Origin of the sequence: Fictibacillus fluitans, assembly GCF_030418125.1 — a bacterium.
Taxonomy (GTDB): Bacteria; Bacillota; Bacilli; order Bacillales; family Fictibacillaceae; genus Fictibacillus_C; species Fictibacillus_C fluitans.
This window is the reverse complement of the sequence record NZ_JAUHTR010000016.1, coordinates 48402-69345: the sequence shown is the minus strand read 5'-3', so window position 1 is coordinate 69345 and position 20944 is coordinate 48402. Positions and strand designations below refer to the sequence as shown.

Genomic DNA, 20944 nt, shown 5'->3' with positions numbered 1-20944 from the left:
GAAGTCCATGTTTATCATCCTGAAAACAGAGGGAATAAAAGAAGCACCTTTACAGCCGGTAATAATGGGGAGTCTGCAAGCATAACTATAGACAGTGTGCAGAAAAAACAAGAAGGAAGGACTGCGGTATGAGTGAATACTGGGCGGAAAGAGCGTTGGTCAAATTCCAGTCTCAGTTCGATCAAAATACGACCTACAATATAAAGAACAGCCGGAAAGTATCGGGCAGTTCAAAGATATGGAAGTACATGGACTTTGCAAAGTTTGTCAGCATGCTTTATCAAAAATCGCTGTTCTTTCCGAAACCCTCCCTTTTTGTGGACAATCATGAAGGCAGCTATTCTGCTTTGGACGTCAACAATATCCTCAATGACCCGTTGTCTTATCGAACCGTACCCGTGGATGAGAATCTCTCAAAAGCCGAAAAAAGAAGGCAGCTCCATGAATATATTAAGCAAATGCATGATTATGTGGGGGTTAATTGCTGGCATTTGAACGAAGAGGAATCAGCGGGGATGTGGAACCTTTATTTGAAATCAGATGAAGGGATTGCCGTCTGTTCCACGCTTGATAAGCTGTTTACGAGTATCAGTGACAAACGCTTCCGAACCTATGTGGGGCAGGTTCAATATATTAACTTTAATTCGGAGATGGCGAGTCTCAATCCGTATGAAACCTTGTTCTACAAACGACGGTCTTTCAGCCATGAAAACGAAATCCGTCTGCTTGCCTTCGATGATCCAAACCATCGGAGATTTAACCATAAAGATGGAGCGTATGTTGATTGCAATTTACACACATTGATTGACGAAGTGTACGTGTCTCCAACCAGTCCGGACTGGCTGAAGGAAGTGGTTCAGTCGGTGCTGGAAAAATACAGGCTGCCGTTTAAGCCGGTGATCAAGTCTTCTTTGTATGAAAGTCCCTTCTATTAAAAAGGCAGCATGGGTAAAGCCAATGCTGTCTTTTTGTTGACTGTCCGCTTTTTCGCTATAATGGAGGTTGATAAGATTCTTTGAAATTCAGTACATACGTTGTTTGATGCATAAAATGAAGGAGAAACTATGCTAGCAAATATTTGGCCGCCGGTCTATCTGTCCATTACCGTTGCCGCTTCCGCGTGGATTATCGTTATATTGTCGGGCGTAATGCTGGGGAAGGGGATGGCAGGCAAGTCGTTTAAAGGAAAACTTGTTATTGAAACACTATTAATGCTGCCTCTCGTTCTTCCACCAACCGTCATAGGGTTTCTGCTCATTATCGTCTTCGGAAAACGAAGTCCGGTTGGCCAATTCATAGAAATGCTGTTTGGACAGCCTGTTATTTTTACCTGGTGGGCCGCAGTGCTTGCTTCGAGTGTTGTTGCCTTTCCTCTCATGTACCAATCGGCAAAGACAGGGTTTGAAGCCGTTGATCAGGATATTGAGAATGCTGCCCGAGTGGATGGAGCAGGCAAATGGGGCGTATTTTTCTTTATTACTGTTCCTCTTTCCTATACATCCATTGTTTCGGGAGCCATATTAAGTTTTGCAAGAGCGCTTGGAGAATTTGGCGCTACCCTGATGTTTGCCGGAAATATCCCCGGGCGCACCCAGACCATTCCGACTGCAATTTACCTTGCCATTGATTCAGGTCATATGAAAGAAGCCTGGACGCTGGTCCTCGCAAGTATTGTCATTTCTTTTGCGATGCTTACAGCAGCATACCGAATTAAACGCTAATGAAAAGAGAGGCTTCGGCCTCCTTTTTTTGTTTGCGCAAAAGTTGAAACCTTCCGCCCCTTTATTCGTATATAACTTTAAATGCAGCACTAGAAAGGCAGATTATGATCAAAGGAATTGTTTCTAAATTAAAAAAGGAAGCTGGCCCAGCTTTGGATTCATCTGTTTTTTACCCTGGTGGGAAGCTTGAGGGGCAATGGAGCATAGGAAATGGAGTCGTTCCGGAACAGGGATGTGCCATTGATTTTGAACTGATTCTGGAATATCAAGATGGGCAGCTGCGCACCAAAAAATCTATCAAATTACAAGAAATAACCGAAACACGGAAACAGAATGAAAATGGATTCATTCTTTCGTTTTCCGCCTGTTTGCCAGAGGATCTGCCGATTTCCTGTACCCATATTTCATATAAAGTACAGGCGGGTGTCCGGGGAGGGAAAAACAGAGGGCGGAGTTATATGCTGCCCATATGCATCAAAGGGCGGCATGAATTTTTGCAGGTCTTTTATGCTCTTGGGGCGCTTGGTTTTCATGAAATGCAGCAGTCAGGATTTTTAAATGGCAATAAACAGATTTTTCGTTTTGCCTCTTCTGTTTTTAAGTTCGAGTTTTCCGCTATGACAAAAAAGGACGGAATGGACATCTTTTTCAGTGTGATAAAGCTTGAGAATCACCGGAAAGCTGATTCCGGGCTCGTAATTTTCCTGTCTGCCGCACAGCTGAAAAGCAGAATCTGTGTGGAAGAAGCGTTGAAAGAAAAACTGGTTTACATGACCAAGGAATAAGTTTTAGCAATATGGAGGAGGAGTAAAAATGTTTTTTCATCCGATGGATTTTCTGATTATTATCGCATTTGCCATTTCATTATGGGCCCAATTCAAAGTAAAAGGAAATTTTAAAAAGTGGTCGCAGGTCAGTGCCTATTCGGGAAGAACCGGTGCAGAGGTGGCACGGTCCATACTTGATCAGAATGGGCTTTCACATATACCGGTAGAACCCGTGCCGGGAATGCTGAGCGATCATTATGATCCCGTTTCAAAAGTGGTGCGTCTATCAGAGTCCGTGTACTATGGTGATTCGATTGCCTCCGTTTCCGTGGCGGCCCATGAAGTAGGGCATGCCGTTCAGCATAAACAGTCATATGGAGCCCTTGTTTTCCGCCATCGCATGTTTCCGCTTGTTAATCTCACATCAGGTGTTGCTCCTTTTTTATTGATGGGTGGACTTTTGCTTCAGCAATTCCAATTAATTGGAGTGGGCATTGTGTTGTTCTCCATTGCTGTTCTTTTTCAGCTGGTGACCCTTCCGGTGGAATTTAATGCGAGCTCACGTGCGAAACGATATCTTCTGGCTGAAGGATTTATCCGGAATGATGAGGAACGCGGCGTAAATAAGGTGCTGAATGCCGCAGCCCTGACTTATGTGGCTGCTGCCCTCATTTCCTTATTGGAACTGCTGAAATTCGTGATGATCTTTTTTCAGGGTCAGCGTGAAGAATAAAATACTCTGGAGGAAAAGCTCCCTTTTTTAGGGGGCTTTTTTATATTAATTATAAATAAGTAGTTTAGAGAATTTCCAAGTGTGGGATACATAACTGAACCATGTACTTATTAAGAGACAAGCAGTAACCAACTATTTCAATAGGAGGTTTTATCTTTGGCTAAGAACCAGGTTTATACCAAATCGTATCATCCTTACCACAGCCCTGATGACCCGTGTCCGGATCCAGGCGAAAAGCATTATTCGACTCCTCCCCATTTGTATATGGGATTTCAGCCGGAAAAACTCCCGCAGTTCTCACCAAAAGAAGCTTTGCAAAAAGGCACTTTATGGCCTGCGCTGTACGATCCATATGAAAAAAATCAAAAGCTGAAGGGGTGAAGAGTGATGCCAAAGACGTTGCCTAAGGAATACTATTCGATGCTGGAAGAGATACAGGCCATTGATTTTGCAATCACAGAACTCAATTTGTATTTGGACACCCACCCTGAAGATCAAGATGCGTACAAACAGCTGACAGAACTTTCAGAGGAAAAAAAGAAGCTGTTGAAACCTTTTGAGCAGAAGTTCGGATCCATCCGGGCAGACGGAATTGACGACCACTGGACATGGAGCAAGGCACCGTGGCCATGGCAGGTTTAAAAATAAAGGGGGAGATCCAAAATGTGGGTTTATGAAAAGAAACTTCAATATCCGGTTAAAGTAAGCAGCTGCAACCCTCAGCTTGCCAAATTTTTGGTTGAGCAATACGGCGGGGCAGACGGGGAGCTTGCAGCAGCGCTTCGTTATTTGAACCAGAGGTACACGATTCCCGATAAAGTTGTCGGCCTTTTGAATGATATAGGGACCGAAGAATTCGCCCACCTTGAAATGATTGCGGCCATGATTTATAAATTGACAAAAGATGCAACCCCTGACCAGCTGAAGCAGGCAGGATTAGCTGATCACTATGTGAATCACGGTGAAGCTCTGTTCTACTCCAATGCTGCTGAAGTGCCGTTCACGGCCACGTATATCCAGGCAAAAGGGGATCCTATTGCGGACCTCTATGAAGATATTGCAGCTGAAGAAAAAGCAAGGGCTACCTATCAGTGGATAATAGATATGTCTGACGATGTGGATTTAAATGATTCGCTTCGCTTCTTGAGAGAGAGAGAAATTGTTCATTCTCAGCGTTTCCGCGAAGCGGTGGAAATCTTAAAAGAAGAGCGGGACCGTAAGAAGGTATTTTAATAAAGAAAAAAGATGTTTCTCCTGTGAGAAACATCTTTTTTTCCATTGCCGTTCCTTTGTTTGCTTTTTCACGGGGAAAGAAGTTCCCGTGCTTTTCCTGTACTCTGGTAAAACATGAATTAATAGATCCCGCCGTATCCAATACCGCCTGCGCCAAAGCCGCCACCAAAGCCGCCGAAACCGCCATAGCCGCCCCAGCAAGCGCAACCAACGATAACCAAAAGAATAAACAACACGACCAGCAAGGCGAAAATTCCGCCGCCGCCAAAATAACCCATAGTTTACACCTCCTCAAACTTAGAATATGATGGCTTGGTTTTTTTGGTTCAGGCAAGCTGTGAAATGTGCCGATGCCTTGGTGGTATTGGGATTTTCAGAAGACAATGACAACAAGGAGGCCCCAGCATGAAAGAATCCTTTATTCCGGTAACATCCATTGCCAGTGGTATTGGCCAGGAGGTCATGCCGGATCTGTACTATTTTCCCGTACAGATTGTTAACGTTGTATTTGCAGGAACACAGAATGAGTGGGTGCTGATTGATGCAGGCATGCCAAAATCAGCGGACAAAATTATAGAAGAAGCAGAAAAACGGTTTGGAGAAGGGACACGGCCAAGAGCCATCATCCTTACCCACGGTCACTTTGACCATACAGGAGCTTTAAGGGACTTAGTGGAGAGGTGGAAGGTGCCGGTCTATGCCCATATCTTAGAACTGCCTTATTTAACGGGGAAAAAGGATTATCCCAAGCCGGATTCGTCTGTCGGCGGCGGCCTTGTTTCAAGCATGGCCCCCATGTTTCCAAATGAAGCGCTGCATCTGGAAGATGAGGTAGTCCCTTTGCCCGAAGACGGCACGATTCCCTTTATGAAAGGATGGCGCTGGATCCATACGCCCGGTCATACGCCAGGCCATGTATCATTCTTTAGGGAAAGTGATGCCTCGCTGATTGCCGGCGATGCGTTTGTTACGGTTAAGCAGGAATCTTTGTACAAGGTGATGACCCAAAAGCAGGAGATCAGCGGTCCGCCTAAGTATTTAACAACAGACTGGGATGCGGCGTACGAGTCGGTGAGGAAACTGGCAGCCTTGAAACCCCAGCTGGCTGTGACAGGGCATGGTCTTCCGATGGCTTGCCAGCTTCTCGGGACAAGCCTGGAAAAGCTGGTCGACCGGTTCTATGATATTGCCGTTCCAGAGCATGGAAAATACGTTAACGAAGATGATTAGGAATTAAAGCCTTACGGACGGGTCAATCAACCATTTTGGTAACCACCCTTGTCTTAGCTGAATAATCTGGCTATATACCACACAAGGAGGATCTACTTTGTACGAACACAACAGCAATATTCAGCCAGGCTATCAGATGCCGAAGGACAACAAAGCGATGCATCATCATCATCATCATCACGGCCATAAAGAAAATTGGATGAAGATGTGCAAGCAGTATGCAGGTGCGAACTGCGAAATTGAAATGTCAGATGGAAAGGTATATCAGGGCAGAATTCACAGCCATGATAATGATAACATCTATCTGATCATGCCAACGCAGAACAGGGATGAGGCCCAGCGTTTCTTCCCGGGCTTTGGATTAGGATTTGGTTTTCCATTTTTCGCAGGTCCGTTTTTGCCAGGCTTCGGTCTGTTCGGTTTTCCGTTCTGGGGCTTCAGAGGATTCAGACGTTTTTGGTGGTAATCAGCAGATAGGTATTGTTAGTAAAAAAAGAAGGGCCACAGACCAGGTTGTCTGTGGCTCCTTTTTATTAGCGATCAGACATGAACGCCTCAATTTCGTCCGGGGTGCGGATTATGTCCGCAGACAAGTTCTCATAGCCGTCTTCCGTGACCAGGATGTCATCTTCTATTCGTATGCCAATTGCTTCTTCTTCAATGTAAAGTCCCGGCTCAATGGTGAGCACCATCCCCGGCTCAAGCACCCGGTTTTTGTAGGATCCAACATCATGGGTATCAAGGCCAAGGAAATGGCTCACGCCGTGATAGTAGTAATTGGAGATTTCTGATGCTTCTTTAATTAATCCGATCTTCATGCATTCTTCGGCCAGAATAGCTTTCGTACGTTCGTTTAATTCCGCGAATTTCAGGCCGGGTTTTATAAGAGCTGTAGTCTCTTTTAAAGCCTTCAGCACGATGCTGTAGATCTGTTTTTGTCTTTCTGTGAACTTTCCGTCTGCAGGGAAAGTGAAGCTGATATCAGCATTGTAATAGTCTTTTTGAGCACCAAGGTCAAGCAAGATCAAGCGGTCTTTTTCAATGAGAGAATCATTGTTTTCATAATGCAGTACGGTCGCGTTTTTTCCGCTTGCCAAAATCGTGTGAAAAGCAAAGTCTTTTACTCCCGCTGTTTTAAGAACAAAGTTAAAGTGTGCTTCCAGTTCATTTTCCAGTATACCGGACCTTGCGTGCTTCATCACGTTGTAGATGCCTTCTTTCGTGATGTGAATCGCTTCTTTAATCTTCTCGATTTCCTCCGCTGTTTTGAATACCCTCAATTCAGTAATTATCGGATAAGCATTGCGAATGGCCACTTGGGGAAAATGCTCCTGAAGATGCCTGGCAAAAAGGGTAGCTTTTGACTGCCATCCTTTGAACTCCCTTTGCTCCAAATCAAGAAATACAGTTTGTACATGCTCAGTAAACAAGGTTCGGCCAATCGATGATTCGAATGATTCGAGGTATTGAACATGTTCGATTCCAGAAACGGATTTCGCTTCGTCTTGTGAAATGGTAACGCCAACCCACTTTTCCATTACGGGATCCGGCTTTTCAATAAAAAGTGTCTCTTCAACCGTTCCTGCGGTCTTCTTGATTACAAGAATAATGTTCTGCCCGTCAATGCCGGTGTTGTAATAAAAATTACGGTTTGGGGTGAAAGGATAGCGCTCATCTGCTGATTTATAAGGAGCTTCACCCGCAAACAAAACGGCAATACTTTCATTTGGAAGCTGTGCGGCCAGCTTTTTTCGGTTCTCTGTAAAAAATGATGATTTCATAGGATCCCCCTTTTTATCATAAAACTGACTGGATAGTTTATTTAATTGTATTTTTTATGCAATATTTCGTCAATGAATTACTAAAATATTTTTTCGGTCAAAAATGATCTTTTTCTTGTGTGGGTCCGTTGGCTTATTAAACTTTTTAAAAAGGGTGAATCGGATGGCTCAGCTTTATACAAAGGTTTTAGGTACCGTGTTTATTCTATTGGCAATTGCAGGTTTCATTTTTCCGATGGAGGGGTTATTTCATTTGACAGCCATCCATAATCTGGTGCACCTCGCCTCTGGTATTGTGGCCATACTTACAAGCGGAACAAAAAAGATGGCGGTCATCTATTTAAAAATAGCTGGATTTGTATATTTGCTGGTGGGGATACTTGGATTGTTTACTCCAAAGTTTGCCGGCATTCATTTTATGCCTGCCGATAATGTCCTTCACTTTCTGATCGCTTTATCGTCCCTTGCAGCAGGTTACGTCATGCAGCCTTCAAAATCAGCGGACACGACGGTTTCACAATGAAAAAGACAGGACCCTAGAACGGGTTCCTGTCTTTTTTATTGAACATCTTTTGCGTAAGCTTCAAGCTTACGGTAGCTTTCTTCTTCGTGCGGATATTCTTCTTCCAAGTGAAATTCCGAGTCTTCGGGCTGGCTGAAGTCAAAATCAAGAACTCCTGAGAAAACATACGTCGCATTTCCTCTGAGAAGAACGGAGTAGCCTCCTTGCTCAAGCTTGTTGACTTTGCAGCGGACCATCCCTCCGTTGTTCAATACGGTGACTTCTTTCTCAGGATGGTTAATGCCAAGCAGGCAGGTAATAAGGCTTGAGGCGGACATAGCCGTTCCGCAGGAGTTGGTTATCCCTACTCCGCGTTCATAGGTTTGGACAAAAATCTTTGAATCACCAAGATCTTTTACAAAGCTGACATTCACGCCTTTTGGGAAAACTTCCTTAAGTTCGTTGGCTTTCTTCCCGATTTCAGCCACCTGGTTTTCACGTATTTCATTTACGAGCGTAATAATATGGGGATTGGGCATACTTACAGCTGTGAATGTTAAATCAGGTGAAAGCTTTGGAATAACGGTATTCTGAAGTGTATCCTCTCCATGGATGACAGGGAGGGTGGAGACATCAAAGGAAACTGGCCCGATCAACACTTCATATGTTTGGATATCCTCATAAATGCTGTCCTTCTTTTGAACATTAAGGTTGGCCTTTTGTGTTTCCACTACGGCTTGATCGGTTCCAAGAAGCTCGGTAACGTATCTTCCGGCAACGCGCAGGCCGTTTCCGCACATTTCCGGTTCTGTACCATCTGAATTGAAAATCCGCATACGGGCATCTGCCTTATCGCTTTTTTGGATGAAAAGAATGCCATCTGCGCCAATGGATTGGTCACGGTCGCAAAGAGTCTGGGTCAGAGACGTCCGCTGTTCGTCATTTAATCCATAGTCATTGCTGTATTCATCAATTAAAATAAAATCATTGTAGGATCCGTGAGTTTTTAGAATGTCGATCTTCAATGGGTGTCGTCCTTTCGTTACATTATATTTACTAGTATCATACCAGTAATCGTGGGAAAATGTTAATATCTAACCATTTGGGAAGTCATAATATTTCATGCTGGGAACCTGGCATGTTATATAATAGTAGTAAGAGAAAAAAGGGAGGCTATTGCGATGAAAGAAGTGCAAACGCTAGAGGAATTTAATGAGATTATTTCAGCAGACAAGGAAACAATCATGATCTTTACAGCAGGATGGTGCCCTGACTGCAGGCGTCTTGAAGTATTTATTCCAGAAATTATGGAAGAACATAAGGATAAAGCCTGGTACGAAATTGACAGAGACAAATTTCCTGAACTCGCAGAAAAGTATGAGGTTATGGGAATTCCGAGCCTGTTATTGTTCAAAGGCGGAGAAAAGCTGGCTCATCTGCACAGCGCAAATGCAAAAACACCTGAGGATGTACGCGGATACCTGGAAAGTCTTCCCGTTTAATTTGATTCATAGCTGCGGTGCAGTTGGAAGTTTGACTGCTTACTGCAGCTTTTTTTTGCCTCTTACATGGGTAAAATGAATAAAAGACCAGTATATTGCCATGAAAGGGACTTGCAATGGATATCAGACAATTAAAGTATTTTGTAGAGGTCGGGAAGCAGAAAAGTTTTACAAAAGCCGCGCAGACCCTGTTCCTTTCCCAGCCATCTTTAAGCAAAATGGTCAAATCACTCGAAGATGAACTGGAAGTCCAGTTGGTTGACCGCTCAGGGAGAACAATTGAATTAACAGATGCCGGGCAGGCGGTATACCGTCACGCCCAGCAGATCCTTCACTCAATGGAGGATTTGTCTTCCTCCCTGTATGATGTGATGAATTTAAAAAAAGGACAGGTCTCCATTGGCTTGCCCCCGGTCATAGGCACGTTGTATTTTCCAAAGATCCTTGGGGACTTTCATAAAAGCTATCCTGAAATCGCCATCAAGCTGGATGAACACGGTGCAAAAAAAGTGGAAGAAGAAGTAATGGCCGGACAGCTGGAACTTGGAGTATCCGTTCTGCCAGTGGATGAAGAGCAATTTGATGTGGTTCCTTTTATGAAGGATGTCATGGCTCTTGTGGTGAGCAGCCAGCATCCTCTTGCCGGAAGGAAGCAAATCGAGTTAAAAGAACTGCAGGATGAAACGTTCATTTTTTTCACCGAAGAATTTGCTCTTTACGGCAGAATGCTGGGGGTTTGCCGGCAAGCAGGGTTTGAACCGGCCATTGCCTATAAAAGCTCGCAATGGGATTTCATAACCGGTCTTGTGGGTGAAAATCTTGGTGTTTCTTTTTTGCCGGTTTCCATGTTTAACAAAGCCAATGATCCAAATATCCAAATGGTAAGAATAAAGGAGGTGGATATCCCGTGGCACCTAGGAATTATCATGAAAAAGCAAAAATACAAAACATACGCCGTCAAAAAGTTTATCCATCATCTTCTTCAATATTAAACACTAAATAATTATGTAAGAAGCAAAAATTCACTAAATAGAAATGAGTCTCGGGAGATCCCGGGACTTTTTTTATGTTCGGCATAAGCCGCTCTGCTTTTCGTTTGGATTAATCTTATGCTAGATTAGGTAACATAATGATGTACCCAAAAGGAAGGGGTTTTTCGCAGGATGAACGAAACGATAAAAAATATTCTATCTCACAGGTCCATTCGCCGGTTTAAAGACGAACCGATTGGCCAGGACACCGTGGAAACACTTATTCAATGCGCTCAGGCTGCATCCACATCAAGCTATCAACAGGTTTATTCCATCATAGGCATTGAGGAGCAGAGCATCAAAGACAAGCTGGCTGAGCTCGCGGGCAATCAAACCTATGTTGCTCAAAATGGCTATTTCTTTGTTTTTTGCCTGGATTATCATCGCCATGAGCTGATGGCACAAATCGCCGGCAAAAATGTGGATGATACCATAAGTTCCAAAGAAGGATTCATGGTCGGGATGATTGATGTGGCACTTGCGGCCCAGAATGTGGCGGTGGCAGCAGAATCGCTTGGATTGGGCATCGTTTATATCGGAGGCATCCGCAATAATTTACCGGAGGTTTCAGAGCTGCTGCGCTGCCCGGATCATGTGGTTCCATTGTTTGGAATGGCAGTCGGCTATCCTGATGCGGCACCGGGATTAAAGCCGCGGCTGCCTCAGACAGCAGTTTTCCACAAAAACCAGTATGCTGAAGATGAAAAGGCTCTTCCAATCCTTAAAGAATTTGAACTGCAGACCGCTGAGTATTACAGAGAACGTACGGGTGGAACACGGGACGAAGGATGGGCTACACAAATGGCAAGAGTAATGAGCCAGCCGAAGCGGACGTACATGAAGGAATTCATTGAATCCAAAGGTTTGGACCGGCAATAAGCGCAGTAAAAAAAGCCGGTTTCGGGATTTGATATTTGTAACAGGCGGTAAAGAACGTTATACTTACATTGTGCAAGTAATTAAATATTATATTTCCTTCGGGGTCGGGTGTAATTCCCAACCGGCGGTGATGAGGTATAATCCTCTCAGTCCGTGACCCGGATGCTTTTTTAAGCGGACGGTGGATCTGGTGAAATTCCAGAGCCGACAGTATAGTCTGGATGGGAGAAGGAATGACGAAATGCTTTTTTGGACTGCTTTTTTACAAGTACACCAAAGGCTTATTTCGACTTACTGTTTATTGATATGATGAGTATTTTCAGAATGCAATAGATAGAAACCCCTGGAGCGTAATGACTTTCAGGGGTTTTTTTCATTCCTTGATTAAAACAGCAGCACAGCAGGAGGTGAATCAATGTTTACTGGAATCGTAGAAGAATTAGGTACAATCGAGGGAATAAAAAAAGGAAACGAAACCATTGTCTTAACCATTTCCGCTTCAAAAGTTCTTGATGATGTTCAGCTGGGGGACAGCATCTCCGTCAACGGTGTTTGTCTGACGGTGACCACTTTTTCCGAGAAAAGCTTTACCGTTGATATTATGCCAGAAACCTACCGGAGCACAGGATTGAAGCTTTTATCGTTTGGCTCCAAAGTAAACCTGGAACGGGCCATGTCATCCGGCGGCCGGTTTGGAGGGCATTTCGTCAGCGGCCACATTGATGGTACTGGTGAAATAGTACAAAAACGGCCCGAAAAGAATGCCATTTATTACGATATAAAAGTTCCAAAAAGTCTGTCCAACTACCTGCTCCAAAAAGGCTCGGTGGCTGTGGACGGAACAAGCCTGACCATTTTTGGTTTGACGGACGATACATTTACGGTCTCATTGATCCCTCATACCGTTTCTCATACCGTATTGGGCGATAAAACCAAGGGAGATTCGGTGAATGTGGAATGCGACATGCTTGGAAAATATGTTGAAAAATTTATTACAGGCAAAAAAGAAGAAAAACAAAAATCAGCCATAACAATGGACTATTTAGCAGAGCATGGGTTTTAAAGCAGAGGAGGGATGATCGATGTTTCACAGTATAGAAGAAGCGGTTGAGGATTTGATTAATGGTAAACCTGTCATTGTTGTGGACGATGAGGACAGGGAAAATGAAGGAGACTTTGTTGCCATTGCTGAAAAAGTAACACCTGCCACCGTAAACTTTATGGCAACTCACGGAAGAGGGCTGATTTGTGCACCGATTGATGAAAATCTTGCAGCTAAGCTGGAGCTTACACCGATGGTCACCAATAACACAGATCCCCACGGTACGGCCTTTACCATAAGCATTGACCATGAGAGCACAACAACAGGAATTTCGGCTGCTGAGCGGGCCATCACCATTCAAAAAATGGTTGAAGAAGGATCCAAAGGCGGAGACTTCAAGCGTCCCGGCCATGTTTTTCCTTTGATCGCCAAAAAAGGAGGCGTGCTGAGACGGGCAGGACATACGGAAGCCGCCGTTGATCTGGCTTTGCTGGCAGACGCAAAACCGGCGGGCATGATTTGTGAAATCATGAATGCAGATGGAACGATGGCAAGGGTGCCGCAGCTGCAAAAACTGGCACTGGAGCATGACTTGAAATTCATCACCATTAAAGACCTCATTCAATACCGCAACCGCAAAGAAAAAATGGTCAAAAAAGAAGTCGAAATTAAATTGCCCACGGATTTTGGGGATTTCACAGCAATCGGGTTCTCCAACCTTATTGACGATAAAGAACACGTGGCACTTATCAAGGGGAAAATCGATCCGGAAAAGCCGGTGCTTGTAAGAGTGCATTCTGAATGCCTGACAGGTGATGTATTCGGCTCACACCGCTGTGACTGCGGTCCGCAGCTTCATGCGGCACTTCAGCAAATCGAAGAAGCCGGTTCAGGTGTATTGCTCTATATGAGGCAGGAAGGCCGTGGAATCGGACTGTTGAATAAGATGCGCGCCTATAAGCTTCAGGAAGAAGGACTGGACACCGTGGAAGCCAATGAAAAGCTCGGCTTTGCGCCAGATCTTCGAAACTATGGCATCGGAGCTCAGATCTTAAAGGAGCTCGGCATCAAGAAAATGCGTCTTTTAACCAACAACCCGCGTAAAATAACCGGGCTGAAAGGGTACGATCTTGAGGTGGTTGAGCGGGTGCCGATTCAAATGCCGGCAAATAAAGACAATGAAAACTATCTAAAAACAAAGAAGATGAAACTGGGGCACTTGCTGCAGTTCTAACAGAGGAGGAAGCACGCAATGGGAAACATTTTTGAAGGAAACTTAATCGGAACAGGACTAAAAGTAGGGATCGTGGTAGGCCGGTTCAATGAATTTATTACAAACAAGCTGCTTGGCGGCGCACAGGACGCATTGAAGCGCCATGGTGTGGAAGAAGAGAGTGTGGATGTGGCGTGGGTGCCGGGAGCGTTTGAAATTCCTTTGATCGCAAAAAAAATGGCTGATTCCGGAAAATACGATGCAGTGATTACGCTTGGAACAGTTATTCGCGGATCAACACCTCACTTTGATTATGTGTGCAACGAAGCGGCAAAAGGTGTCTCAACCGCTTCACTTCAGTCAGGCATCCCAGTAATATTTGGGGTTTTGACCACTGATTCCATCGAGCAGGCCATTGAACGTGCAGGCACAAAAGCTGGAAACAAGGGCTGGGAAGCAGCAGCTTCTGCCATTGAAATGGCCAATTTAAACCGTCAATTTAATTTTTAATGAGTAAAAAGTTCGTCTCTGGCGAACTTTTTATATTTAATAATTGTTAGAAAATATACAATATTCGATATTGACAATTTAGTCATAATAATGATAACATTACTGAGGTTAAAAGAAATTACAATTTATTGAAAGGATGGTTGTGTCATGAAAAAGACTATGATTCGTTTACACGGTTTAACAAGCAGATCTTTTTCAATTTTATATGGTGACCGGCCATTCCGTAACTACGCATAACCTGAAGGCACACGGCCGCACTTTTTCCTTTGTGACGTGACGTGTCTCTATTTTTAGCATATCGCCTCCCTGAGGCGGTATGCTTTTTTGTTTTTGGGTTAAATTTATCATTCTTCTAAAGGAGAGATGCAGGATGAGATTATTAATTATGGTGAGATTGAAGTGGGGGCTTTCTTTGGGCTCGGGGTAGCTTTCGCAGCAGCGGCTGCAAGATGGGAGGAGTGGAACAATGTTTTCAGTTTTAAGCAAATTAAGCTGGTTCTTTAAAGAGCATTGGAAGCGCTATACGGTAGCGGTTGTTCTTTTGATTTTGGTTGGCATTCTGGAGGTTATCCCTCCAAAAATAGTGGGCAATTCGATCGATGCCATTAATCTGGGTAAATTGACTAAAGAAACATTGATCCAAACGATTTTAATGTACACAGGCTTATTGATCATTACTTATATCTTAACGTACTTCATGATGTATCAGTTATTTGGCGGGGCATTTGTTGTGGAACGGATCCTCCGCTCCAAATTCATGAGGCACCTCTTAAAGATGACTCCCTCGTTTTATGAAAAAAACAAGACGGGTGATCTTATGGCCAGGGCGACCAACGATTTAAAGGCCATTTCAGTTACTGCAGGATTCGGGATTCTCACACTTGTGGACTCGAGTATATTCATGCTCGTCATTTTGTCTACCATGGGGCTGTTTATCAGCTGGAAACTGACGCTTGCCGCGGTCATTCCACTGCCAATCATGGCCATTGCCATGAGCCTGTACGGAAAGAAGGTGCATGAACGGTTTCTGCAGGCACAGGATGCCTTTGGAGATATGAATGATCAGGTGCTTGAGAGTATTTCGGGAGTAAGGGTAATCCGTGCTTATGTTAAGGAGCAGGCAGACATGGCACGTTTTGAAACGCTCACGGATGATGTCTACGGGAAAAACGTGGCGGTCGCCAGGGTGGATGCGTTATTTGAGCCGACCATTAAAGTGCTGGTAGGAATCAGCTATTTGATTGGGTTGGGATATGGCGCCTATCTTGTTTTTCACAATACGATCACTCTTGGACAGCTTGTTTCCTTCAACGTGTATCTCGGAATGCTGATATGGCCGATGTTTGCGGTCGGCGAACTAATCAATGTCATGCAGCGGGGAAATGCGTCATTGGACCGGGTGAACGAAACACTGGCCTATGAACCGGATGTAAAAAGCCCTCCTCATCCGGTAAAGCTGAACCTGCCGGGCACCATTGAATTTCGTAATGTATCGTTCCGTTATCCATCATCAGAAACGGATAACTTAAAAGGAATTCATGTAAGCGTGAAAAAAGGCCAGACACTTGGGATTGTCGGACGAACAGGCAGCGGCAAAACCACGCTGCTCAAGCAGTTCCTTCGTGAGTATCCGCTAGGTGAGGGAACCATCAGCATCTCGGATAAAGATCTGGCGCAGCTTGCCCTGGAGGATATCCAGGGATGGATCGGCTATGTTCCGCAGGAAGCCACCCTTTTTTCAAAAACAATTCGAGAGAATGTACTGTTTGGAAACAGCGCGGGAACGGATAAGGAGCTTGAGCATGCTCTTAAAATGGCAGCTTTTGATCAGGATGTGAGGTATTTGCCGCATGGACTTAATACGCTGGTAGGGGAAAAGGGCGTCGCACTGTCCGGCGGACAAAAACAGCGGGTTTCCATTGCCAGGGCCCTGTTGATCGATCCCGAGATCCTCCTGCTGGATGATGCCCTTTCAGCGGTCGATGCAAAAACGGAAGCAGCCATCATCTCAAACATAAGAAGAGAAAGAGCCGGGAAAACAACATTGATCACGACTCACCGGTTATCGGCGGTTGAGCACGCGGACCAGATCATTGTAATGGATGATGGAGAGATTGCCGAAGAGGGAACACATAATGAACTTCTTGAGCACGGCGGCTGGTACAGCGAACAGTATGAGCGGCAAAAAGTTGAAGAGCGCCTCGATGAAAGGGCGGTGTAAAAAAGTGAAGCCTGGAAAACGATTGTATCAATATGCCTTGATTTATAAAAAGAGCTTTATGATTGGGCTTCTTCTGCTGGCCCTTGCGGTATCGGCAGAGCTTACGGGTCCCTTTATAGCGAAGCGGATGATAGATGTACACATTTTGGGTATCGAAAAGCCATGGTTTGAAACGGGAGCCGGTTCAGAAAACGCGGTAGCTTTTCAGGGCAGGCATTATAAGAGGGAAGACCGGCTGCTGCCGGGTGAAAGCAAGGGCAGGCAAGTCAGGATCACCCAGATCGGAAGAACATATTATTTCATTCCGCAGCCTGCCGCTATTGAAGGCGAGAAGAGCTACAGCAAAAATAAAATCACCGTTAATAATAAAGGTGTTACAAAAGAATACCCGGCAATACCTATAATAAATAATAAGCTTTTTGATTTCTACAAGCCTGAGATAAGCGGACTCATCAAACTGACCGGTTTTTATTTTGTTCTGCTTCTGATTGCGAGTATCTTTCAGTATGGGCAGCATTATATGCTGCAAAGCTCGTCCAACCTTGTGATCAAAAAACTGCGTCAGGATGTTTTCTCCCAGATCCAGAGGGTGCCGATTACGTATTTTGACAATCAGCCTGCAGGGAAAATAGTGTCCAGGGTAACGAACGATACAGAAGCAATCAAAGAATTGTTTGTAAATGTACTGTCCAACTTTTTCACGGGAATCATCTATATGGCGGGAATCTTCACAGCTCTTTTTATCCTGGATGCCCGCCTCGCCATGATTACTATGGTTTTGGTTCCTATTCTCCTTGTATGGATCAAGCTGTACAGAAAAGTTGCGTCCAAGTATAACCATATTATCCGTTCCACTTTAAGTGACATTAACGGTATGGTGAATGAATCCATTCAGGGAATGCCGATCATCCAGGCGTTCAGGCGTCAAAAAGAGACGGTGAAAGAATTCGAGGACATGAATCAAACGTATTTCTCTTACCAAAACAAGCTGCTGAGCTTAAACGGCCTGACGTCGCATAATCTTGTAAGTGTCCTCAGGAACCTGGCGTTCGTGGCACTCATCTGGTATTTCGGGGGAGCTTCTTTAAAAGCGGATGCCTTGATTTCCGTTGGTGTCCTGTATGCTTTTGTGGATTATTTGAACCGGCTGTTTCAGCCTATTACCGGGATGGTGAATCAGCTGGCACAGCTGGAGCAGGCGCTTGTGTCGGCAGAGCGCGTGTTTGTTCTTCTTGATGAGTCAGGAATGGATGTGGACGTGAGAAAGACGCCCCGCTATGAAGGGAATGTCTCATTCAGGGATGTAAGCTTCGCTTATAATGAGGGTGAAAATGTGCTGAACCATATCTCCTTTGAAGCAAAGCAAGGAGAAACCCTGGCGCTTGTCGGACATACCGGTTCCGGAAAAAGTTCAATCATGAATTTGCTGTTTCGTTTTTATGATATTAAGCAGGGAAAGATACTCATTGATAACAAGGATATCATGGCAATGCCCAAGCAGGTTTTGCGTGAGCACATGGGCATTGTTCTGCAGGATCCATTTTTGTTCAGCGGCACAATTGCGTCAAATATCAGCCTTGATGACCCTTCCATCACGAGAGAAATGGTGGAAAAAGCACTCACCGATGTAGGGGCCATGCCATTTGTACAAAACCTTCCCGGCGGCCTGGATGAACCGGTTATCGAAAAGGGGAGCACCCTTTCTGCGGGCCAGCGGCAGCTGCTGTCTTTTGCCAGAGCGCTAGCCTTTAATCCGGCGATTTTAATTTTGGATGAAGCAACAGCCAGCATTGATACCGAAACAGAAGCCATTATCCAAAATGCGCTTGACGTGCTCAAGCAGGGGAGAACGACCTTTATTATTGCACACCGGCTGTCCACGATAAAAAACGCCGATCAGATTCTGGTTCTCGACCGCGGCAAAATTATGGAGCGGGGAACTCACCAGTCCCTGATGAAAGAAGGCGGCCGCTATTATCAGATGTATCAAATACAGCAGGGACAGCAGACAAGTAAAGCCGTATAACACAAAAGGGAGCCATCGGCGGCTCCCTTTTATTGTATCTATTGTGCTGCTTTTTGTTCAGTTGCTGCTTTTTCTGATTCCATGAGCTTTACTTCATGTTCCGGGACAGCAGTTTCGGTGGAAGTGGATGGACCACCCAAGGATGTGGACATACCGCCGAGCACGATTTTCTTTTTCCAATCAGGATGCATGCATACCCTCCTAGTTTAATGTGAAGAAAATCAGTTTTGAAAAAGAAATACCCGTTGTTAGAATATTTTAAACTATTCTACAACTTATATGGCAAAAAAGCAAAAAAAGAACCCTCTGCGGGTTCTTTTAAGATTTCATGATGGCGTATTGCCCTCGGCTTGTTTTAAACGTTATGATGCTTTGATCAACATTGATTTCCTCAATGCCATCCAGTGGCACTTCATACAAGACAGAAGGAAGTTCGGTTGCTTCACCGTCTTCAGTACTGTACGCCCTCCCATGAAGGAACATGACATTGTCTGAAATGTAGTCATCAACTGAATCCCGCTGTTCAAAGGTGGCCTTTTCCAGCTGGATGCTGATTTGATCCAAATCTTCATTTTCTTCTTTTCGAATGGTAATCTGATGTTCGGCCCAGTCGTTTATTGTATTTTTGATATCAATGATTTTCATTTCGCTCATTTGGGTCACCTCATTAACAATTTACCCCTATTGCACAAGAATAAACCCATTGGATTAGAGATTAAAGGGTAAAGTTAACGGCAGAAACTGGCTTATTTTGTTGTTTCAGGCATGATTTCCTGGATGACTCCTTTGCCCCAGGGAGCGACTTTAACAGAAACAGAGAACTTCTGTCCTGGTTTTTCAAATTTCTTTCCAGTATTTTCTTCCACATAAAACCGCTCAAGACCATATTCTAAATGAAGCATCCCGATCATCGAGGGGGTGGCCTTTGCTTTCAAGTAAACCTGGCTGCCTGATACGTCAGGAGAACCATTCGTTAATTTTTTAATGTGATACATTCCGTTTTCCGGAGCAAGAACCACATACACGGGTGTTGGTTCTTTAATGGGCTTTCCTTTCCAAAGGGAGTCTGGAGCATCACTGATTTCATAATTCAAGGACACGTAGTCCCCGGAAAAAACATCCGATGGGTCTACGGGCTTTGTCTTCAGCTGGATCTCCTTGCCAAAATAATTAACTCCATAATAGCTTCCGGCTACTCCAAAGAGAACGAGGACCTGAAGCAGAATTAAGGCAATCCACCATTTATTTTTTTTCATGATGAATTCCCCCTTCCTCTAAAACATCTTTTTTCTTTTTCTGCAAAAAGAAGTATAGAGCAAACAGAAGGATGCCGCCAATCAGGAAGAAAAGAGATTTTGGCATAAACGACCAGGCGAGATTAATGTAGGCAATAAAAGTGACAAGCAGAAATAATATGATGCCCCAATTGATCTGATACCGTTGTTCTGTCCGGTATCCTTCCGATAGCAGCAATCCGGAAAATAAGAAAGCGACGATTAAATAAAGAATTCCCACTGCCACATTCCCGGTGAATGTGGCCAGGTAAAACCATGGGATAAATAAAATGCCGCTTTTTAACACAGCGCTCAAGGTGCCTGCTTTCATTCTTGAATAAATGAGGAAAGCAGCCAAGAGAATAAAAACAATCAAAAACCAGAGTGGTTCCGGGTACTCCATGGTTTCTGGCGGTGCGTTTGTTAATGAAAAATACAGCACCAGGTTCACGCCAAACGCGGCAGCTGAAGCAAAAAATTTAAGGGAAGAGCGAAGTATTGACTCAAGCCATTCCGACAAACTGTATACCCCGAGAAGAATAACAACCAGCCACAGCCAATTTTCATTAAGGGTCCCTGCCAGGAAAACGAGATGCAGAACGAACCCCGCGGCAAAGAAGCGGGTAAATAACCGGTTCTTTTCATTCAGGGCGAACCACCCCAGCCCAAGCCCGAACAAAATCAAGAGCAGATAACTGTAGCTTGAAAATTCAGTCAGGGTATAAATTTGTCCCCCGGTTAAGATGGCAAAGGTAAGGAAAAACAGCAGCCTTCCCTTTAGGAAGTACAGATAGATAAGGGCGGGCAAAGACCAGATAATAAAGGTGCGTGCATCGTACGAAACAAAGTGATACGTTTGCCCCAAAAGAATCAACGATGCACCAAAGGAGGCTATGCCAAGAGCAATAAATGAATGCCCAAGAGCTTGCTTGCCTTTTTGAAGAAAGGTGTGGCCAAGTCCGTAACAGATACATAAAACGGCGATCAGCAATGCCAGCCTGAAAGGTGGAGTAATGCCGCCCCAATTCGCTGCAATAAAGGACAAGATACCAAGGCCGATCAATATGCTTGCGAAAATTGGAATAAGACCGATGCCTCTCTGTGAATGATTATCCTCATACTTTGCCAGGATCAACCGGTATTGATCTTCGCTGATAATGCTTTCTTCAACCCATTTTTTTCCCTCTTTTTCTAACCATTGATCATTCAATGTTTCACCCCATCTCTTTTTTTGTGGAAAAATTATACATTTTAAAATGTAACCCAATTGCTGATTGAA

At 44.4% G+C, this 20944-nt stretch carries 26 protein-coding genes and 1 riboswitch; of the genes, 19 read left to right on the top strand and 7 right to left on the bottom strand.

Annotated features, from left to right (window positions below; genetic code table 11):
- Nucleotides 1–128: 128 nt before the first annotated feature.
- The 7 genes from QYB97_RS21115 to QYB97_RS21085 all read left to right on the top strand — a co-directional run bounded on the left by QYB97_RS21115 (nucleotide 129) and on the right by QYB97_RS21085 (nucleotide 4454).
- Nucleotides 129–935, top strand: coding sequence for a hypothetical protein (locus tag QYB97_RS21115; RefSeq protein WP_301168010.1), 807 nt, complete (start codon nucleotides 129–131; stop codon nucleotides 933–935).
- A gap of 129 nt (nucleotides 936–1064) precedes the next feature.
- Nucleotides 1065–1721: a molybdate ABC transporter permease subunit gene (gene modB / locus QYB97_RS21110; protein WP_301168009.1), complete on the top strand. Its 657-nt coding sequence runs from the start codon at nucleotides 1065–1067 to the stop codon at nucleotides 1719–1721.
- A gap of 104 nt (nucleotides 1722–1825) precedes the next feature.
- On the top strand, nucleotides 1826–2506 hold the full coding sequence (locus tag QYB97_RS21105; RefSeq protein WP_301168008.1) for a sporulation protein: 681 nt from the start codon (nucleotides 1826–1828) through the stop codon (nucleotides 2504–2506).
- 28 nt (nucleotides 2507–2534) lie between these two features.
- On the top strand, nucleotides 2535–3221 hold the full coding sequence (locus tag QYB97_RS21100; protein WP_301168007.1) for a zinc metallopeptidase: 687 nt from the start codon (nucleotides 2535–2537) through the stop codon (nucleotides 3219–3221).
- A gap of 156 nt (nucleotides 3222–3377) precedes the next feature.
- Entirely contained in the window at nucleotides 3378–3602 is a 225-nt protein-coding gene (locus QYB97_RS21095) for a spore coat associated protein CotJA (protein ID WP_301168006.1), read from the top strand.
- 6 nt (nucleotides 3603–3608) lie between these two features.
- Nucleotides 3609–3863, top strand: a complete 255-nt coding sequence (locus QYB97_RS21090; RefSeq protein WP_301168005.1) for a spore coat protein CotJB — start codon at nucleotides 3609–3611, stop codon at nucleotides 3861–3863.
- A 21-nt stretch (nucleotides 3864–3884) separates the two neighbouring features.
- On the top strand, nucleotides 3885–4454 hold the full coding sequence (locus tag QYB97_RS21085) for a manganese catalase family protein (RefSeq protein WP_301168004.1): 570 nt from the start codon (nucleotides 3885–3887) through the stop codon (nucleotides 4452–4454).
- Nucleotides 4455–4573: 119 nt separating this feature from the next.
- Here QYB97_RS21085 and QYB97_RS21080 read toward each other — a convergent pair whose 3' ends face one another.
- Nucleotides 4574–4732, bottom strand: coding sequence for a YjcZ family sporulation protein (locus QYB97_RS21080; protein WP_301168003.1), 159 nt, complete (start codon nucleotides 4730–4732; stop codon nucleotides 4574–4576).
- 127 nt (nucleotides 4733–4859) lie between these two features.
- Between QYB97_RS21080 and QYB97_RS21075 the strand changes: the two genes are divergently transcribed.
- Entirely contained in the window at nucleotides 4860–5684 is an 825-nt protein-coding gene (locus QYB97_RS21075) for an MBL fold metallo-hydrolase (RefSeq protein WP_301168002.1), read from the top strand.
- A gap of 97 nt (nucleotides 5685–5781) precedes the next feature.
- Complete coding sequence (locus QYB97_RS21070) at nucleotides 5782–6150, top strand: hypothetical protein (protein WP_301168001.1); 369 nt, start codon at nucleotides 5782–5784, stop codon at nucleotides 6148–6150.
- 67 nt (nucleotides 6151–6217) lie between these two features.
- On the opposite strand, the gene QYB97_RS21065 is transcribed toward QYB97_RS21070, so the two are convergent.
- A complete protein-coding gene (locus tag QYB97_RS21065) occupies nucleotides 6218–7465 on the bottom strand; it encodes an aminopeptidase P family protein (protein ID WP_301168000.1) in 1248 nt (415 codons plus the stop codon).
- 163 nt (nucleotides 7466–7628) lie between these two features.
- Between QYB97_RS21065 and QYB97_RS21060 the strand changes: the two genes are divergently transcribed.
- Nucleotides 7629–7988: a DUF4383 domain-containing protein gene (locus tag QYB97_RS21060; RefSeq protein WP_301167999.1), complete on the top strand. Its 360-nt coding sequence runs from the start codon at nucleotides 7629–7631 to the stop codon at nucleotides 7986–7988.
- 35 nt (nucleotides 7989–8023) lie between these two features.
- Here the strand turns inward: QYB97_RS21060 and dapF are convergent, their stop codons facing one another.
- Nucleotides 8024–8992 carry a diaminopimelate epimerase gene (gene dapF / locus QYB97_RS21055; protein ID WP_301167998.1) on the bottom strand — a complete coding sequence of 323 codons (969 nt, stop codon included), beginning with the start codon at nucleotides 8990–8992 and terminating at the stop codon, nucleotides 8024–8026.
- 156 nt (nucleotides 8993–9148) lie between these two features.
- On the opposite strand from dapF, the gene QYB97_RS21050 reads away from it, so the two are divergent.
- The 9 genes from QYB97_RS21050 (at nucleotide 9149) to QYB97_RS21010 (ending at nucleotide 18391) form a co-directional block, all read left to right on the top strand.
- Nucleotides 9149–9469, top strand: coding sequence for a thioredoxin family protein (locus QYB97_RS21050; RefSeq protein WP_301167997.1), 321 nt, complete (start codon nucleotides 9149–9151; stop codon nucleotides 9467–9469).
- A 116-nt stretch (nucleotides 9470–9585) separates the two neighbouring features.
- A complete protein-coding gene (locus tag QYB97_RS21045; protein WP_301167996.1) occupies nucleotides 9586–10461 on the top strand; it encodes a LysR family transcriptional regulator in 876 nt (291 codons plus the stop codon).
- Between the two features lie 171 nt (nucleotides 10462–10632).
- Nucleotides 10633–11379 carry an oxygen-insensitive NADPH nitroreductase gene (nfsA, locus tag QYB97_RS21040; RefSeq protein ID WP_301167995.1) on the top strand — a complete coding sequence of 249 codons (747 nt, stop codon included), beginning with the start codon at nucleotides 10633–10635 and terminating at the stop codon, nucleotides 11377–11379.
- A gap of 90 nt (nucleotides 11380–11469) precedes the next feature.
- Nucleotides 11470–11616: riboswitch (FMN riboswitch) on the top strand.
- A gap of 178 nt (nucleotides 11617–11794) precedes the next feature.
- A complete protein-coding gene (ribE, locus tag QYB97_RS21035) occupies nucleotides 11795–12442 on the top strand; it encodes a riboflavin synthase (RefSeq protein WP_301167994.1) in 648 nt (215 codons plus the stop codon).
- Nucleotides 12443–12461: 19 nt separating this feature from the next.
- Nucleotides 12462–13655: a bifunctional 3,4-dihydroxy-2-butanone-4-phosphate synthase/GTP cyclohydrolase II gene (locus QYB97_RS21030; RefSeq protein ID WP_301167993.1), complete on the top strand. Its 1194-nt coding sequence runs from the start codon at nucleotides 12462–12464 to the stop codon at nucleotides 13653–13655.
- An 18-nt stretch (nucleotides 13656–13673) separates the two neighbouring features.
- Nucleotides 13674–14144 carry a 6,7-dimethyl-8-ribityllumazine synthase gene (ribH, locus tag QYB97_RS21025; protein WP_301167992.1) on the top strand — a complete coding sequence of 157 codons (471 nt, stop codon included), beginning with the start codon at nucleotides 13674–13676 and terminating at the stop codon, nucleotides 14142–14144.
- Between the two features lie 363 nt (nucleotides 14145–14507).
- Complete coding sequence (locus QYB97_RS21020; protein ID WP_301167991.1) at nucleotides 14508–14648, top strand: hypothetical protein; 141 nt, start codon at nucleotides 14508–14510, stop codon at nucleotides 14646–14648.
- On the top strand, nucleotides 14611–16365 hold the full coding sequence (locus tag QYB97_RS21015; RefSeq protein WP_301167990.1) for an ABC transporter ATP-binding protein: 1755 nt from the start codon (nucleotides 14611–14613) through the stop codon (nucleotides 16363–16365). The genes QYB97_RS21020 and QYB97_RS21015 overlap by 38 nt, the downstream gene beginning before the upstream one ends.
- A 4-nt stretch (nucleotides 16366–16369) precedes the next feature.
- Nucleotides 16370–18391, top strand: coding sequence for an ABC transporter ATP-binding protein (locus QYB97_RS21010; RefSeq protein ID WP_301168033.1), 2022 nt, complete (start codon nucleotides 16370–16372; stop codon nucleotides 18389–18391).
- 38 nt (nucleotides 18392–18429) lie between these two features.
- Here QYB97_RS21010 and QYB97_RS21005 read toward each other — a convergent pair whose 3' ends face one another.
- The 4 genes from QYB97_RS21005 to QYB97_RS20990 all read right to left on the bottom strand — a co-directional run bounded on the left by QYB97_RS21005 (nucleotide 18430) and on the right by QYB97_RS20990 (nucleotide 20875).
- Nucleotides 18430–18582, bottom strand: coding sequence for a hypothetical protein (locus QYB97_RS21005; RefSeq protein ID WP_301167989.1), 153 nt, complete (start codon nucleotides 18580–18582; stop codon nucleotides 18430–18432).
- A gap of 127 nt (nucleotides 18583–18709) precedes the next feature.
- Nucleotides 18710–19045 carry a protein YmzB gene (gene ymzB, locus QYB97_RS21000; RefSeq protein ID WP_301167988.1) on the bottom strand — a complete coding sequence of 112 codons (336 nt, stop codon included), beginning with the start codon at nucleotides 19043–19045 and terminating at the stop codon, nucleotides 18710–18712.
- A gap of 92 nt (nucleotides 19046–19137) precedes the next feature.
- A complete protein-coding gene (locus QYB97_RS20995; protein ID WP_301167987.1) occupies nucleotides 19138–19647 on the bottom strand; it encodes a GDYXXLXY domain-containing protein in 510 nt (169 codons plus the stop codon).
- The gene (locus QYB97_RS20990) at nucleotides 19634–20875 is read right to left on the bottom strand and encodes a DUF2157 domain-containing protein (RefSeq protein WP_301167986.1); all 1242 of its coding nucleotides are present in this window, start codon (nucleotides 20873–20875) and stop codon (nucleotides 19634–19636) included. Before QYB97_RS20990 ends, QYB97_RS20995 begins: the two co-directional genes overlap by 14 nt.
- Between the last annotated feature and the right edge of the window lie 69 nt (nucleotides 20876–20944).